This is a genomic window from Brevibacillus sp. FIR094, from assembly GCF_050477165.1.
Lineage (GTDB): Bacteria > Bacillota > Bacilli > Brevibacillales > Brevibacillaceae > Brevibacillus.
This window is the reverse complement of record NZ_JBEAES010000015.1, coordinates 74,970-89,295: the sequence shown is the minus strand read 5'-3', so window position 1 is coordinate 89,295 and position 14,326 is coordinate 74,970. Positions and strand designations below refer to the sequence as shown.

15 protein-coding genes are annotated in these 14,326 nt (G+C 46.9%); 12 read left to right on the top strand and 3 right to left on the bottom strand.

What is annotated here, in order from left to right:
- Positions 1–106: 106 nt before the first annotated feature.
- From ACQ5DJ_RS15455 to ACQ5DJ_RS15420, 8 genes are all read left to right on the top strand, one after another.
- A complete protein-coding gene (locus ACQ5DJ_RS15455; RefSeq protein ID WP_429843246.1) occupies positions 107–256 on the top strand; it encodes a hypothetical protein in 150 nt (49 codons plus the stop codon).
- A gap of 4 nt (positions 257–260) precedes the next feature.
- Complete coding sequence (locus ACQ5DJ_RS15450) at positions 261–1,793, top strand: amino acid permease (protein WP_429843245.1); 1,533 nt, start codon at positions 261–263, stop codon at positions 1,791–1,793.
- 142 nt (positions 1,794–1,935) lie between these two features.
- Positions 1,936–2,397: a hypothetical protein gene (locus ACQ5DJ_RS15445; RefSeq protein ID WP_429843244.1), complete on the top strand. Its 462-nt coding sequence runs from the start codon at positions 1,936–1,938 to the stop codon at positions 2,395–2,397.
- Positions 2,398–2,673: 276 nt separating this feature from the next.
- Positions 2,674–3,849, top strand: coding sequence for an amidohydrolase (locus tag ACQ5DJ_RS15440; RefSeq protein WP_429843243.1), 1,176 nt, complete (start codon positions 2,674–2,676; stop codon positions 3,847–3,849).
- Between the two features lie 27 nt (positions 3,850–3,876).
- Positions 3,877–4,707 carry a DUF3100 domain-containing protein gene (locus ACQ5DJ_RS15435; protein WP_429843242.1) on the top strand — a complete coding sequence of 277 codons (831 nt, stop codon included), beginning with the start codon at positions 3,877–3,879 and terminating at the stop codon, positions 4,705–4,707.
- Positions 4,704–5,141, top strand: coding sequence for a hypothetical protein (locus ACQ5DJ_RS15430; RefSeq protein ID WP_429843241.1), 438 nt, complete (start codon positions 4,704–4,706; stop codon positions 5,139–5,141). Before ACQ5DJ_RS15435 ends, ACQ5DJ_RS15430 begins: the two co-directional genes overlap by 4 nt.
- 93 nt (positions 5,142–5,234) lie before the next feature.
- Complete coding sequence (locus ACQ5DJ_RS15425) at positions 5,235–6,023, top strand: ABC transporter ATP-binding protein (RefSeq protein ID WP_429843240.1); 789 nt, start codon at positions 5,235–5,237, stop codon at positions 6,021–6,023.
- A gap of 99 nt (positions 6,024–6,122) precedes the next feature.
- On the top strand, positions 6,123–6,812 hold the full coding sequence (locus tag ACQ5DJ_RS15420) for an MBL fold metallo-hydrolase (protein ID WP_429843239.1): 690 nt from the start codon (positions 6,123–6,125) through the stop codon (positions 6,810–6,812).
- Between the two features lie 53 nt (positions 6,813–6,865).
- On the opposite strand, the gene ACQ5DJ_RS15415 is transcribed toward ACQ5DJ_RS15420, so the two are convergent.
- The 3 genes from ACQ5DJ_RS15415 to ACQ5DJ_RS15405 all read right to left on the bottom strand — a co-directional run bounded on the left by ACQ5DJ_RS15415 (position 6,866) and on the right by ACQ5DJ_RS15405 (position 10,347).
- Positions 6,866–7,513 carry a SurA N-terminal domain-containing protein gene (locus tag ACQ5DJ_RS15415; protein WP_429843238.1) on the bottom strand — a complete coding sequence of 216 codons (648 nt, stop codon included), beginning with the start codon at positions 7,511–7,513 and terminating at the stop codon, positions 6,866–6,868.
- Between the two features lie 108 nt (positions 7,514–7,621).
- On the bottom strand, positions 7,622–8,308 hold the full coding sequence (locus ACQ5DJ_RS15410; RefSeq protein ID WP_429843237.1) for a tetratricopeptide repeat protein: 687 nt from the start codon (positions 8,306–8,308) through the stop codon (positions 7,622–7,624).
- Between the two features lie 80 nt (positions 8,309–8,388).
- On the bottom strand, positions 8,389–10,347 hold the full coding sequence (locus ACQ5DJ_RS15405; protein ID WP_429843236.1) for a beta-propeller domain-containing protein: 1,959 nt from the start codon (positions 10,345–10,347) through the stop codon (positions 8,389–8,391).
- 182 nt (positions 10,348–10,529) lie between these two features.
- Between ACQ5DJ_RS15405 and ACQ5DJ_RS15400 the strand changes: the two genes are divergently transcribed.
- The 4 genes from ACQ5DJ_RS15400 (at position 10,530) to ACQ5DJ_RS15385 (ending at position 14,232) form a co-directional block, all read left to right on the top strand.
- Positions 10,530–12,065: a fumarate hydratase gene (locus tag ACQ5DJ_RS15400; RefSeq protein WP_429843235.1), complete on the top strand. Its 1,536-nt coding sequence runs from the start codon at positions 10,530–10,532 to the stop codon at positions 12,063–12,065.
- 165 nt (positions 12,066–12,230) lie between these two features.
- The gene (locus ACQ5DJ_RS15395) at positions 12,231–13,451 is read left to right on the top strand and encodes an amidohydrolase family protein (RefSeq protein WP_429843234.1); all 1,221 of its coding nucleotides are present in this window, start codon (positions 12,231–12,233) and stop codon (positions 13,449–13,451) included.
- Between the two features lie 150 nt (positions 13,452–13,601).
- Entirely contained in the window at positions 13,602–13,943 is a 342-nt protein-coding gene (locus ACQ5DJ_RS15390; protein ID WP_429843233.1) for a LysM peptidoglycan-binding domain-containing protein, read from the top strand.
- A 100-nt stretch (positions 13,944–14,043) separates the two neighbouring features.
- Positions 14,044–14,232 carry a hypothetical protein gene (locus ACQ5DJ_RS15385; protein ID WP_007724315.1) on the top strand — a complete coding sequence of 63 codons (189 nt, stop codon included), beginning with the start codon at positions 14,044–14,046 and terminating at the stop codon, positions 14,230–14,232.
- The last annotated feature ends 94 nt before the right edge of the window (positions 14,233–14,326 follow it).

Below are 14,326 nucleotides of genomic sequence, written 5' to 3'. Positions count from 1 at the left end.
CATCTGCCAGCGAAATGAGGTGGTATAGCTGTCAAATTGGTACGTAAAATGTACTATTCCTGCTAACTTGTCAAGGAATTGCATCTAGGACGAAAGGAGGGAGAGAATGCTGGCTCTAGGTGTCATTTTATTACTGCTTACCATTGGAGTTGCAATTGCCATTGGGTATCGGGCAAACGAAAGCGTCCGGCAATTTGATGAAAGCGCGCATGAAAGCTTTATCGGTTCCCAAGCAGAGAAGGGAAGGGAGGGATAACGAAATGCGGCAGGAAAAAGAACAGCAATTACTCGAGGACAAGAGAGACCTGAACAAGTTTGGTTATGCGCAGGAATTACTGAGGGATATGGGGGGCTTTTCGAACTTTGCGATCTCATTTTCGATTATCTCTATTTTGACAGGTGCGGTATCTTTGTACGGGCACGGTTTACTGTATGGCGGTCCTGGCATGATGGGCTTCGGATGGACCTTGGTAGCGCTATTCGTCATCCTGATTGCAGCATCCATGTCCGAACTTGCATCTGCGATACCTACAGCCGGAGCGTTGTATCACTGGGCAGCAATTTTAGGTAGCAAACGGTGGGGCTGGTACACAGCGTGGATCAATCTCATTGGCCAAATCGGGATAGTTGCAGGTATTGATTATTCGTTCTCTTTGTTTGCGGACCCACTGCTCGCGAGTGCGTTTGGTTATACCTCAACAGAAACGACCACGCTAATCCTGTTCGGGATCACACTCCTTTTGCACGGTACGTTTAACCACATTGGAATTCGACTCGTGGCCCGGTTAAATGACTTCTCCGCTTGGTACCATATTGGCGTCGTCGTCATACTTGTCGGGAGCCTCGTCTTTTTTTCCCGTCATGATTTGCAACCGCTTGATTACCTCTTTCAGGTCGGTCAAACCTTTTCAGACAAACCGTACGCGATTGCTTTTTTAATTGGGTTGTTACAAGCGCAGTGGACGTTTACTGGCTATGATGCATCGGCGCATACGATTGAAGAAACGATTAACCCGAGGGTTCGTGCTGCTTGGGGGATTTATACGTCTGTGGCCTTTTCCTTTATTTTTGGATTTATCATGCTTGCTTTTGTTACCTTATCCATCAAAAACGCAGCGGCTGCGAGTGAAGCGGAAAATGCATTTATTTACGTGATTAGCGAGGCATTAGGCGGCACATTTGGTTCGGTGGTGCTGTGGCTGGTTACCTTTGCGATGTGGTTCTGTGGCTTGGCGTCCATTACTTCCTTTTCGCGAATGTTGTATGCGTTTTCACGTGACAAAGGAATGCCGTGGAGCCACCAATGGGCGGAAATATCGACCAAGTACAGAACGCCAGCAAAAGCAATTTGGCTGGTTATCATTCTTTCCTTTGCGCTAGCTTTGTTCGATTACATCGTCAAAAGCATCAATCCGAACTCGTCGTATACCACCTTGGCATTTCTTACGGCGGTAAGTGTCGTTGGTCTTTATGTCGCCTACGGGATTCCGTTGTACCTCAAGCTCCGGGCGGAATCGCGAGGACTATTTCAGCGGAAGCATTACGGTCCCTGGCATTTGGGGAACTGGAGTAAAACCATTAATGTGTTGAGCTTGATTTGGATCCTCTTCATCTCGATTATGATGGTGATTCCACCCAATCAAACAGCTGGGTATGCCTTGATAGCCATGTTTTTGGTGCTTCTGATCATGGATTTGGCTTATTACCGGAAGCATTTCAAAGGCCCGCAAGCTGCGCTGGGTAATTCGGAGGAAGATATTAAACGTCAGGAAGCGAAATTTCGGGACTCCTAATGGAAAAGAAGTTGGCAGATCCTCCCTTATGTCCGTATTGGCATAAGGGTTTTTTTTCGTAGAAGGTGGTTTTGCATAACGAATGGCAGAGGACGAAAGCTATCAGTAGGCAGGAAATAGAAATACATACGGGAGGAACGCGATGAAAAGAATGAGATGGATGTTGCTTGCGATGGGAATCGCGCTGATGGCTCAAACAACGACGAGTTTGGTTCCGCAGGTGAGTGGGTATGACGGATATGTGCGTGAAGGGAATTCCTCGAATCGGTATGAAGTCGCGGGTATTACAAATGCAGAAGCATTCGAAGCCTTTTTTGGAAAACTTCAAGAAGCGGTTAAAAAAAATGACAAGACAGAACTAGCCAAGCATATCAGGTATCCACTGCGTGTGAACAAAGACGGAAAAAGTCAATTTATCCGAGATGAACGGCAATTTTTGGAAGATTATGATCAAATCATGACGGAGAAGGTAAAGGAAGCGTTTTTACAGCAAAAGGTAACAGATACGTTTGTTAATGATCAAGGCGTGATGGTAGGGAATGGAGAAGTGTGGCTGGGGCAATTTTCGAATCGCTTTGTCATTTTTGCAGTAAATGTAGAATAGGACAAGGGCTTTTCTCTAGAAAAGCTCCCACTCTAGCAGAGTAAATGTTTTTATTGTTCCAAATAGTATATTTTACATGGACATTATCGATAGAAAATTCTAAAATAACAAATAAATAGACAGTTACAGATGTATATTCGACAGTTATGTCCGCGTGGAATGGACATTTGTTATTTTCATCGTTCCGTGATAGAATTCACAAAACGATATTTTTTTTAGTTAAACTTAACTGACTCGGAAAATTTTGAGGAAGAAAGCAGAAAAAGGAGTGATTGTGTGAGTTTGGAAACGAAGAAATGGGCGGATGAAGTAGCTGAGCAAGTAGTCTCTTGGCGACGATATCTCCATCAGCATCCAGAATTGTCGTTTGAAGAGGAGAAGACGTCCCAATTTATTAACGAAACGTTGGAATCTTTCGGGAATTTAGAGCTTTCGCGGCCAACCAAAACGAGTGTCGTCGCTCGACTGATCGGATCACAGCCAGGAAAAGTTCTTGGCATTCGCGCTGACATTGATGCTCTCCCTATCCATGAAGAAAATGATGTTTCATATGCATCAGGCAAAGCTGGCGTGATGCACGCGTGCGGACATGACGGTCATACAGCGATGCTGTTGGGAGCCGCAAAAATTTTGTCCCAGTATAAGGATCAAATCAAAGGCGAGGTTCGTTTCTTCTTCCAGCATGCCGAGGAGCTGCCGCCAGGTGGTGCTGCTGAAATCGTAAGAGCTGGTGCAGCAGACGGACTGGATTCGATTATCGGCATTCATTTGGCATCGTACATGCCTGTCGGGAAATTCGGTGTACTTTACGGGGCACTTACTTCATCGACAGATCGCTTCGATATCAAGATTCAAGGAAAAGGCGGGCACTCTTCGCAACCAGAAGCATCTGTTGACCCAATCGTCATTGGGGCACAGGTTATTACTGGTCTACAACAAATTGTATCCCGCAACGTTAGTGCGTTGGACAAGGTCGTTATTTCGGTGACGATGCTGAATGCAGGGACAGCTTATAACATCATTCCGGATTCGATGACCCTGACGGGCTCTACACGCTGCTTCGATGCGGAGATTCGCAAAAATATTCCGATGTGGATTGAACGAATTGTCAAAGGAATTACGGAAGCGCATGGCGCGAGTTATGAATTGACGTTCTCACATGGTTACACATCCGTTGTTAACGACAAGCAGGTGACCAAGCTGATGGAGGATACGATCCGCGAGCGTTGGGGAGAAGAAGAGATTATTTACATTGATCCTTTAATGCCGGGTGAAGATTTCTCTGAGTATTTGAAAAAAGCTCCAGGCTGTTTTATTCAATTGGGTGCTGGCAATCCAGACAAAGGCTTTACGTATCCGCACCATCATCCACGCTTTGATTTTGATGAGGATGCAATGGTACGCGGCGTAGAATTGTTTGTTCGGGCAGCTCAAAAAGTCGTCATGGAGTAGAGCGAGATAGAATGAGGGGGATGTTGTATGGCAGAGGGACGCGTCAATGAGTACAAGCTGCATTTTATCGTACTTGTTCTCGTCGCATTGACAGAATTTATTGGGACAAAGAAAATCAGTATTGGCATCGGGGTTATCGCTCTGTTTCCGATGCTCTACGCCCTCGTTTTAGGCGGGGCAATCAGCTGGCCTAAGTTTAAATTTTTGAGCGAAAAAGAAATGAACGTCGCAGCCAATATTTTGGGTGTCTCGTTCTTGATCTTTATTGCGAAGCTGGGAGCCAACATCGGTCCTGAGCTGCCTAAGTTACTCGGTTCAGGTGTATCCTTGATTGTTCAAGAGATGGGACACATTGTAGGGACAATCGCACTTGGTCTGCCAGTCGCATTGTGGCTGGGTCTGAAACGTGAAGCAATTGGAGCTACTTATTCTCTCGACCGTGAGCCAAACTTGGCGATTATCGTAGAAAAGTTTGGAGCAAACTCTGCCGAAGCTCGCGGCGCGCTGGGCGTTTATATTTGCGGAACCTTGTTTGGTGCTATTTATATGTCAATTCTTGCAAGTATTTTAGGAAGCAGTGGGTTGTTTCACCCGATTTCTCTGGCGATGGGAGCCGCGGTTGGTTCCGGTAGTATGATGGCAGCAGCAACAGGCTCATTGGCTGTCATTTTCCCAGAAGCGCAAAAAGACATTGCCTTTTATTCTGGAGCGGCAAACTTGATGATGAGTATCGTCGGAACGTACGTATGTATCTTCTTCTCCTTGCCGGTCACACAAAAGCTGTACGCATGGCTTGAGCCTATCATTGGACGCAAAAGCGCTTCTTCTGCAGCAGAAGGGGGGAGAAAAAGCGCATGAATCAAATCTTGACGATATTTATCATTGGTATCATTGCTCTCATCGGTAACTGGATCGGTTATAAAGTACCCATCATGGAATCTTTGCCAGGTATTTTGCTCTTGTCGGTTATTACGTTGATTGGAATGGGCTTCACGCGCATTCTTCCGTTCAAATCTCCCGTCATTGTATGGATCTCTTTGTTTGCGATGCTTGCGACATCTCCGTTTTTTCCAGGGAGCGAATATACGGCTGCTGCGATTGCCAAGATCAATCTGCTCGCATTGGCCACGCCGATTCTCGCGTATGCAGGTCTGTCACTCGGAAAAGACGTTCATCTATTCAAACAGCTTAGCTGGCGTATCGTAGTCGTGTCTCTCGTCGTCTTTACCGGTACGTTCCTATTCGCTACACTGTTTGCGGAGATTGTATTTAAGTTTCAAGGCAAATTTTAACGAAACTGTTTTTGTGTTAGGGCCTCCGTGTGCTTCCATATGCCATGGAGGTTCTTTTCACATACAACTGTGAGAGTCAGGAGTGGAGAGAGCATGATCATTGATGTGAGAAAGGTTACCTGGCAAAGGGATGAAACAACCATTCTGCGAGACATTGCCTGGCAAGTGCAAGACAAGGAGCATTGGTGTTTAGTCGGTTTAAACGGTTCTGGTAAAACTAGTCTGCTGAATATCATTTGTGGCTATGTGTGGCCGACAAAGGGGGAGGTCAGTGTATTAGGCAATCTTTACGGAACAGTCGACTTGCGCGAGGTGCGTAAATCAATCGGCTGGGTAAGCACGGCATTGATGGCACAACTTCACGAGCATGAAACCGCACTCCGTGTCGTCTTGAGTGGACGAGAGGCAACCATCGGCTTGTATTCCGTTCCAGAGGAGGCGGACATAGAGAAAGCGTCGGATTTACTCGATACATTTGGATGCCGTGCATTAAAAAACAGACGTTTTGCCGCTTTATCGCAAGGGGAGAGACAAAAAGTACTGATTGCTCGTGCCTTGATGGCTTCCCCTCGATTACTCATCCTAGACGAGCCTTGCACTGGACTGGACTTGCTTTCAAGGGAACAGCTGTTGGCCATGATTGAACAAATCGCCAAGCAGCCGAACGGGCCTACGCTCATTTATGTCACTCATCACATCGAAGAAATTTTGCCTTGCTTCACGCACACCTTGCTGCTAAAAGCGGGAGAAGTAGACCAGGCTGGAAAAACAGATGAGGTCCTAACGGCAGAGCGTCTGACAAGCTTTTTCGGTGTACCTGTCCACATTCAACGCTCGCAAGGAAGATCTTGGGTAAGCTTAGGAGAAGAGGCGACTGTTTGATCGTGTAGGATAAGTTTGGGCGCGAGTCAGCACGGTTGTGCATGATTGTGTATAATAGCAATAAGAAATGGTATCTGGGAGGAGAGGAGAGATGGAGGCATGAACAATGTGATTGCACCAATCACAGACTCCACCTGGGCGATCATCACCTATGAGGAAGCGTGGAATAGCTACGTCAACAGCTATGTGATCAAACAAGGGAATGCCTTTGTATTGATTGATTCTCACCAGCGCAAGCAACGCTCTTATTTTCAACAGGCGTTGGAAGAGATCGGGGTCAAGCCAGAGCGAACGGAATATGTCTACTTCACTCATCGACATGCTGATCATATTGGAAATGCCGATATGTTCCCTTCTCGAAACAATTGGATTCACCTCGAGGATTATTACGAACTGGACGATTTTTCACAGACGCTATTCGGCCACACGTTTACAGGTAGTGGGGGAGATCTGCCTTCCTTGCGTTTCCGACAGCTTTCTTTTCATACAGAAGGCTCTGTTGCCTTCTTTGATCCCCAGTCGAAAATTTGCTTTGTTGGCGATCATTTGTGCTTTGAAAACACAGAACTCGGTCAAATCGTTGGCGGAGAAGTGGACTGTCGGACAGCTTATCAAGAACACTTGAAGCAATGGGTAGCACGTGAACCAGAGCGAGCCGTAGAGTTTACGGAGGGTTTGGAGATTTTGCAGGATTGGCCCATTGAGTATTTAGCCACTGGTCATGGCCCCATTCTTCATGGCGACATTAAGGTGTTTTTGCAAGAATTGATTGCGATTGCCCGTCCGTAACGTAAAAAAGACTTGTGTGCCGCGTACTGTCGGCTTGCACAAGTCTTTTTGCATTACTTGCTGGAAGTCGTTGTTTCTTCTTCTTCCACTTCTTTTTCTTTCTCTAAATCTTTATCCAAGATTTGGACGTTATGCTTTTTATACAATTCATCGATCCATTTATCGATATTTTTGCGTTTGTGTCTGTCTTTTACTTTTTCAACCACTTGCGGGCGAACTTCTTCAAAGGTTCCCTCGAACTTATCTTGGTTTTTCTCATAGTATTCCTTGATTTGTTCTTCGGTGATCGGGTTATCCTTTTCGAACAGCTTGTCCCGCAGCATGACAGCGCGCACACCTTCACGGAGCTCTTGCTCAGTCATTTGTTTATCATCCAAATACTGTTGGAATCTCTCTGGTGAACCCATTTTTTCTTTGACTGGGTTCACTCGCGCATCGAGCTCCTGATCTGTTACAGTGACTCCTTGTGCGGCGCCTTCCTGCTTGTACAGCTCCAAGGTGATGATATCAGCCATGACACGCTTACCAGCATCTTTTTTCATTTTGTCGTACATTTGCTCTTGGGTGATCGTCACATTACCAATTTTGGCAACAGGGTTATCCGCAGAGAAAGCTGAATCTTTTCCAGGTGTACAGCCCGCTACAGCGAGACCGAGTACAAGTGCTGAGGCAACAAGTATAGATACATTAAATTTTTTCATTAAAAATACCTCACTTTCATGATAGTTATACGACTGTACATAGAGCAGCGTTACGGGGACAGGAAAATAAAAACCGCACACATAAAGCAATGTGCGGTCGTCAATCGATTAGCTGGCTTGTGTAGAGGCTTTTTTCCACTCTTCCAAGCGTTTTTCCAGTACGGTGTGATTCAGATGCAGAAGACTGGCTGATTTGTCCATCACTTGCTTCAGATGGGAAAGGGCTCGCTCGTAATTTCCTTTGGCAGCTTCAATCTCTGCCAAGCAGAAGAGCTTCCAGTCTTTTGCCGATCGTTTGCTTGCAATCAGCTGGTAAGCTTCTATCGCACTCTCTACTTCACCCAGACGGGCGTGTGAACAGGCGATAAGAGCTAAGGAATCAGTCATTCCCTGATCACGCTGGTAAATACGAAATGCCACTTCCAATGATTCGTTGTATCGTTCGGATGAATAGTAAACGATCGCCAGGTTGTAAAACAAGTAGTGAATCATCGCTTGATTGAATAACGTGGGTCGTTCTTTGCAAACGTTGATTCCTTGAACGATATATTTTTCGGCCATTTCATAATTGCCAAGCATGATCTCGTGTGTTGATTTATCCAGCATAGCGACAGCACGGGAACGGTTCTTCCGATAGGAAGCCTCCAGCCAGCGCAATCGAATATTCAAACGGCGTTTGAAAAGATTGGCCATGTACTGAAAGCGGAAGGGCCAGTGCAGGCGAATAAACATAACCAACAGCACAGCCGCAATCCCTGCCAGCGTTGATGTCAAGTTAAAACTCAAATACTCCACGTAGTGACACCCTCTCTATTTACGCTGCATCTATTACCCCATCTTAGCACAGAACCTGTCCGCATGACAGAGCATTACCGCTATTTCGTCAATGGCAAGATATTCTCTTTTTTCGGAGTAGAGAGCTGCTGCGTTTTGACGTAATCGTCGGAAACGGTATAGAGCGTGTCGCCAATCGTGAGTATCCGTTTAATGTTACTGGAGCTGTCGTACCAGCCTTCGCCTGCTTTCGCGACATCTTCCTTCGACAGATGGGTGATCTGATCTGTCAATTGAAAACCTTTTTGCAGATCGAGCTGATATACATAGGCACCTTGGAAAGTAAAGTGACCGTACTCGCGCATATCGTTTTTAGCTTTTTGTTCAGCCGTTCGCTCGTGGACGGATACAGGGAAGGCTAGCAGATTTTTTTCTTTGGAGAACAGCAGAGCCTTGTGATTGCGTAACAGCTCGGAGTCCGTTCCTCTGTCCCCGATAACAGTCTTGAACTTTTCCTTCGGTTTCGTTACATCACTGACGTCAAAGAGGGCAATTTTCATCCCTTGGTAGTACGCCCAGTCTTTATCTGATTCTGCTTCTTTGCCAAAACCGATGATATGGTTTTCATCATACGGGTGTAAATAGTCGCTGTAACCTGGAATTTTGAGGGCACCTAGTACGCTTGGAGCAGAAGGCTTCTTTAGATCGAGAACGAACAGCGGGTCTACTTTTTTGAAGGTGACCATGTAGGCACGATCTCCCATGAAACGGACAGAGTAAATGCGTTCTCCTGGAGCGATGCCTTCCAGCTTACCAAATACCTCGAGCTTGTTGTCCAGTACATACAAGTTGTTTTTTGACGTAAGCTCATCGTCACGCCACATGTTCCCGCTCGTGGTGGCGATTCGGAAATAACCGTCGTTTTCATCCATGGAAAACTGGTTCAAAATGCGTCCAGGCACCGACCCTTTTCCTGTATACCGAATGTCTCCCTTGTTCATGGCAAAACGATAAATGGTTGTATCTGACTCAATGGGAGGTGCAATCAAAGGAGTTGTCGCTCCTGTTTGCTTAACAGCTACGGGCTGGGCATTGTTCTGGGTGACGGCTACATACAGATTTTTGGTGGATGCATAGATGTTCTCACCAGCACCAAGATACGTATGCAGTGACATCTTTTGTTTCGAATCATCCAGATTCACACCAGCGACAATCAAATACTCTGGACGAAAGTGATCCGGGAAGTAACGAATCTCGCTGTAGGGAATGGTTTGGTATTGGTTATGATGGACGCTGTCTTTATACGTTGGGCCTGGCACTTCTGTTTTCTCTTGCATAATACGATACGTATCCATGTAATGGTTGGCTGTCACGTACAAGTTCGCGCCGATTTTGCGGGATGACATGTACTGACCTTCCAGCTCCAGTTGACGAATGAGCCGAGGCTGTTTTTTGTCCGTAATATCGTAGATCATGGTTTTCACTGACTGCATGCCTTGGTAACGTGGGATGCCTCTTTTGGAAACAGGACCAGGAGGATATGAGATGGTCTCATCCGCTTGCCCGATTACGATGAGCCTACGATCGTCTACGTACATTTCTTGCGGTACGAATTTTCCATTGTCATAGCTGATACGACTTGCGACCTTCATCTCGGTGGCTGGATACGCTTTGATGATGCGTACTTCATTTTGCGTGGATTGATAAAGATAAGTTCCGTCTGATTTTACGATATCTGCTTCATCGACGCCCTGCACTTGTGTGTTCGTTGTGGAAAAATCACCGCGAACAGCGCCACCGGAAGTGTCCGCAACTTTGTTGACTGTGCTAGGTGCTGCTACTGGCATAGCGGCAGTCGTTTCCATGGTGGCGTAATGGTAGCTGTCCAGGTCTGATGACTGGATGAGCTTTTTTAACTCCGCATAGGAACCGACTACTGGCAACTCTTCTGTAGATGCGGCTTGAACGGTTGGCTCCGCTACTGTACCTGTTGCGAACAGGAAGGGTATAGCGGTCACCACCATCACGGAGGCGAGAAGCCCGGCAAATGTTCTTTTCATTTTGATCCCCCTCATATCTGCTTCTTGCCAAAATTTGTTGTCGGTAATAAGACGACGTACATTTACGGAATGTTTCACACACTCTTTGGGCAGCAATCTACGGACAGGTGGGGGAGCGTGTGCTATAATAATAGGCGGTTTATGCTACTATTTACACCACTACGTCAAAAGGGGCGTCATAGATGGAAAACTTGAAGCAAAGCATTCTGGAACTGATCACGGATACTTCTACGAATCTACCACCAGACGTGCGTCGTGCCGTCAATGCAGCTAAAGTGAAAGAGGATCTTGGCACTCGTGCAGCGCTGTCTTTGTCTACGATTGCGGAAAACGTCGTCATGGCAGAAGAAAATGTTTCTCCGATCTGTCAAGATACGGGGATGCCAACTTTCGAAGTGAAAACTCCGGTTGGAGTCAACCAGCTGATCATTAAACAAGCCATCAAAGAAATGATTGCAGAAGCAACCAAAACAGGGAAGCTGCGTTCCAACTCCGTAGATTCCTTGACGGGTGAAAACACAGGGGACAACCTCGGACCAGGTACTCCTGTCATTCACTTCGAGCAATGGGAAGAGGATGAAATCGAAATCAAGCTGATCCTTAAAGGCGGCGGCTGTGAGAACAAGAACATCCAATACTCCCTGCCCTGTGAGCTCGAAGGCCTTGGCAAAGTAGGCCGCAACCTGGATGGCATTCGCAAGTGCATTTTGCACGCAGTATACCAAGCACAAGGACAAGGCTGTAGTGCCGGCTTCATCGGCGTAGGAATCGGTGGCGATCGCACCTCCGGTTATGCACTGGCGAAGCATCAATTGTTCCGCAAAGTAGAAGATGTCAATCCAAACGCTGATTTGGCTGCATTGGAAGACTACATCATGGAAACCGCAAACCAACTCGGAATCGGAACCATGGGCTTTGGTGGAAATGCGACTCTGCTCGGTTGTAAAATCGGCGTGGAAAACCGCCTGCCAGCAAGCTTTTTCGTATCTGTTGCCTACAACTGCTGGGCCTTCCGCCGTCAAGGTGTTCGCCTGAACCCGGAGACTGGCGAAATCCTTCGTTATCTGTATAAAGACGAAGTAGTGGCGATGGACTTGACGCCAGTAGCAGCTTCGAACGAAACAGACGATGAGCCTCGTGAAGTTGTTCTGCAAGCGCCGATCACGGAAGAACAAATCCGCAGCCTGAAAGTGGGCGATGTGGTTATCATCAACGGAGAAATGCACACAGGACGCGACGCGCTGCACAGCTACCTGATGGATCATGACTGTCCAGTGGACCTGAATGGTGGCATCATCTACCATTGCGGTCCAGTTATGATGAAAGATCGTGAGGGCGAGTGGCATGTAAAAGCGGCTGGTCCGACGACTTCCATCCGTGAGGAGCCATACCAAGGCGAAATCATCAAGAAATTCGGAATCCGCGCCGTTATCGGAAAAGGCGGAATGGGTGCAAAAACACTGAAAGCATTGAATGAGCATGGTGCTGTTTACCTCAATGCAATTGGTGGGGCAGCACAATACTACGCACGCTGCATCAAAAAAGTAAACGGTGTTGACTTCATGGAATTCGGTATTCCAGAAGCAATGTGGCACTTGAATGTAAAAGGCTTCGCGGCAATCGTAACGATGGATGCGCATGGCAACAGCTTGCATGCGGATGTCGAGAAAACGTCTGCAGAGAGACTAGCTCAATTTGCTGCCCCTGTATTTAAATAAGGTATATAGAGAAAACCTCTGGCTCACTTCTGTGTCGCCGGAGGTTTTTTTATTTTTTACGAGACCCAGAAACAAGAAGGAAAAGGTTGGATGCATGATGAACTTTCGAGGGACTAACCAGGATTGCGGACAGATGGATTTTCATTTTTGACAGGGGGGACAGAAATGAAATGGTTGATTGCTGATCGCGTTATTATTGGAGATGGAGAGCATGTAATCGAACAAGGCGTAGTTGGGATTGATGAGCGAGGAAAGATTGTAGCAGTAGGGACAGAATCGGAGTTTACGGATTCTATTTCAGAAGGAGAGGTAAAGCGGTATAGCGGATGCTCCATTTTGCCAGGTTTGATCGATTTACATGTTCATATCGGGTATTGGTGGAGCAAATCAGACTCGGCTGAGTATCGCAACAACGATGGACTCGTGGCTTTACTTGCGACAGCGAACTTGAAAGAGGCACTTTCCTTGGGGGTCACGACGATCCGTGATGTAGCAGCACCAGATGGGTTGTGCAGTACGCTGAAGCTGGCGGCCAAGAACAAGTTCATTGTTTCTCCGCGTCTTTTTCAGGTCAACCAAGGGATTATTATGACCGGGGGGCACGGCTGGCAATTAGAGGGTGCCTTGCGAGAAGCAAATGGTCCGTGGGAAGTGCGGACAGCCGTGCGTGAACAAGTGAGAGCAGGAGCAGACTGGATCAAGCTCATGACGAGCCATCGGACACCAACGCCGGAGTTCACACAAGAGGAGCTGGATGCGGCGGTTGATGAATCTCATCGCTTGGGACGGAAATGCTGTGTGCATGCCTCGATCCAACCTTCGATCCAGATGGCGATTGATGCGGGATTTGATACGATCGAGCATGCGACGTTTATGACCGTCGAACAGGCAGAACAGATGAAAGAAAAAGGACTGGTATGGGTACCGACCATGGTCACCTTTTTTCAGATTGCTGATTATTACAAACATATATGGAATGAGCAACAACAGGCGAATCAAGGCATATTGAGCGAAGGGATTATCGAGCAGGGAGCCTTTTTCATCGAATCGGAAAAGGCGTACCGGGAGAACTTCGCACGATTGATAAATACAGGCGTAAAGATCGCAACGGGTACGGATATCGTATTGGAAGGCTATCCGATTACACCTGTGGCAGAAGAGATCAAGCTGATGGTGGAGCTGGGGATGGAGCCAATTCGTGCGATCCAGGCTGCTACCCAAAACGCTGCTGAGGTGCTGGACCAAGGGAATAATATCGGTACGTTAGCGCCAGGTTATTTTGCGGATTTGCTTGTGGTAAAAGGAGATCCATTACAAGAGATAGAGGTATTGAAGCAAGTAGAAGAAGTGTTTCTTGAAGGTGTGACTGTCTATTCAAAGTGTTGAAGGGGCTGAGCCTTGCTCTTTCAGGTTTGTAACGGCGTTTGTACTGGGTGTTTGACTATTTTTAGCCAAAATGGGTATTGGTTTATTGCGCGTGTACCCGGGCGGGCATAGGTTAATAACGAATGATCACAGATAAAAGGAGTGAGATTCGTGAACTATGTAGTCCGTTCGGGAGATACGCTGAACAGCATTGCAGCTCGTTTTGGTGTATCTGTTCAGGAGTTGATCCGCGTGAATAATATCGCACCTCCTTACTTCATTTACGTTGGTCAAAATTTGTACATTCCGATTACCCCGACACCAGCTCCAGGTGGGGATGTCGATCGTCGCTTGGATCGTCTGGAAAGGCGAGTGGATGCCCTTCGGGAAGACTTCCGCAGACTGGATAACCGTGTTGATCGATTAGAGAACCGTGTCACTCGTCTGGAGCGTGCCATTACGCCGACACCACCTCCGCGCCCACGTCCGACCGGCACGCCTCGTCCAGGCTAAAGAACTGGATAGAGGGCCGAATAATTTTCTACACTTCGCAATTTCCTCTTCGCCCGTTCCTGCATAAAGTGATACGAGAGGATTAAGAGGAGGTGCGGCCATGCTAGGGTTAAATGGAAAAAACGTCCGCCACCATTTCATGGGCGTCTATGGAAAAGTAGTGCAGATTCGGGAACTGGTGGATGTGATCGACCAAGTTTTTGACTCTGTAAACAAAGTGGGCGACATAGGAAAGGCGATGCTTGGACCTCGTAAGGCAAGTGCCAAAAAGCTCGACAAGCTGAGATGAATGGCAAAACAAAAAAAAACCGCGTCCATAATGGAGGCGGTTTTTATTTATGATTCATTCATATTTCTTAGGGGCAGACTCTATCATCAGAATA

Bases quoted from the DNA above. Each gene is read 5' to 3' on its own strand.
- ACQ5DJ_RS15435 (WP_429843242.1), top strand. From the start codon at position 3,877: ATGGCAGAGGGACGCGTCAATGAGTACAAGCTGCATTTTATCGTACTT.
- ACQ5DJ_RS15405 (WP_429843236.1), bottom strand. From the start codon at position 10,347: ATGAAAAGAACATTTGCCGGGCTTCTCGCCTCCGTGATGGTGGTGACC.
- ACQ5DJ_RS15425 (WP_429843240.1), top strand. From the start codon at position 5,235: ATGATCATTGATGTGAGAAAGGTTACCTGGCAAAGGGATGAAACAACC.
- ACQ5DJ_RS15455 (WP_429843246.1), top strand. From the start codon at position 107: ATGCTGGCTCTAGGTGTCATTTTATTACTGCTTACCATTGGAGTTGCA.
- ACQ5DJ_RS15430 (WP_429843241.1), top strand. From the start codon at position 4,704: ATGAATCAAATCTTGACGATATTTATCATTGGTATCATTGCTCTCATC.
- ACQ5DJ_RS15450 (WP_429843245.1), top strand. From the start codon at position 261: ATGCGGCAGGAAAAAGAACAGCAATTACTCGAGGACAAGAGAGACCTG.
- ACQ5DJ_RS15445 (WP_429843244.1), top strand. From the start codon at position 1,936: ATGAAAAGAATGAGATGGATGTTGCTTGCGATGGGAATCGCGCTGATG.
- ACQ5DJ_RS15385 (WP_007724315.1), top strand. From the start codon at position 14,044: ATGCTAGGGTTAAATGGAAAAAACGTCCGCCACCATTTCATGGGCGTC.
- ACQ5DJ_RS15400 (WP_429843235.1), top strand. From the start codon at position 10,530: ATGGAAAACTTGAAGCAAAGCATTCTGGAACTGATCACGGATACTTCT.
- ACQ5DJ_RS15395 (WP_429843234.1), top strand. From the start codon at position 12,231: ATGAAATGGTTGATTGCTGATCGCGTTATTATTGGAGATGGAGAGCAT.
- ACQ5DJ_RS15415 (WP_429843238.1), bottom strand. From the start codon at position 7,513: ATGAAAAAATTTAATGTATCTATACTTGTTGCCTCAGCACTTGTACTC.
- ACQ5DJ_RS15420 (WP_429843239.1), top strand. From the start codon at position 6,123: ATGAACAATGTGATTGCACCAATCACAGACTCCACCTGGGCGATCATC.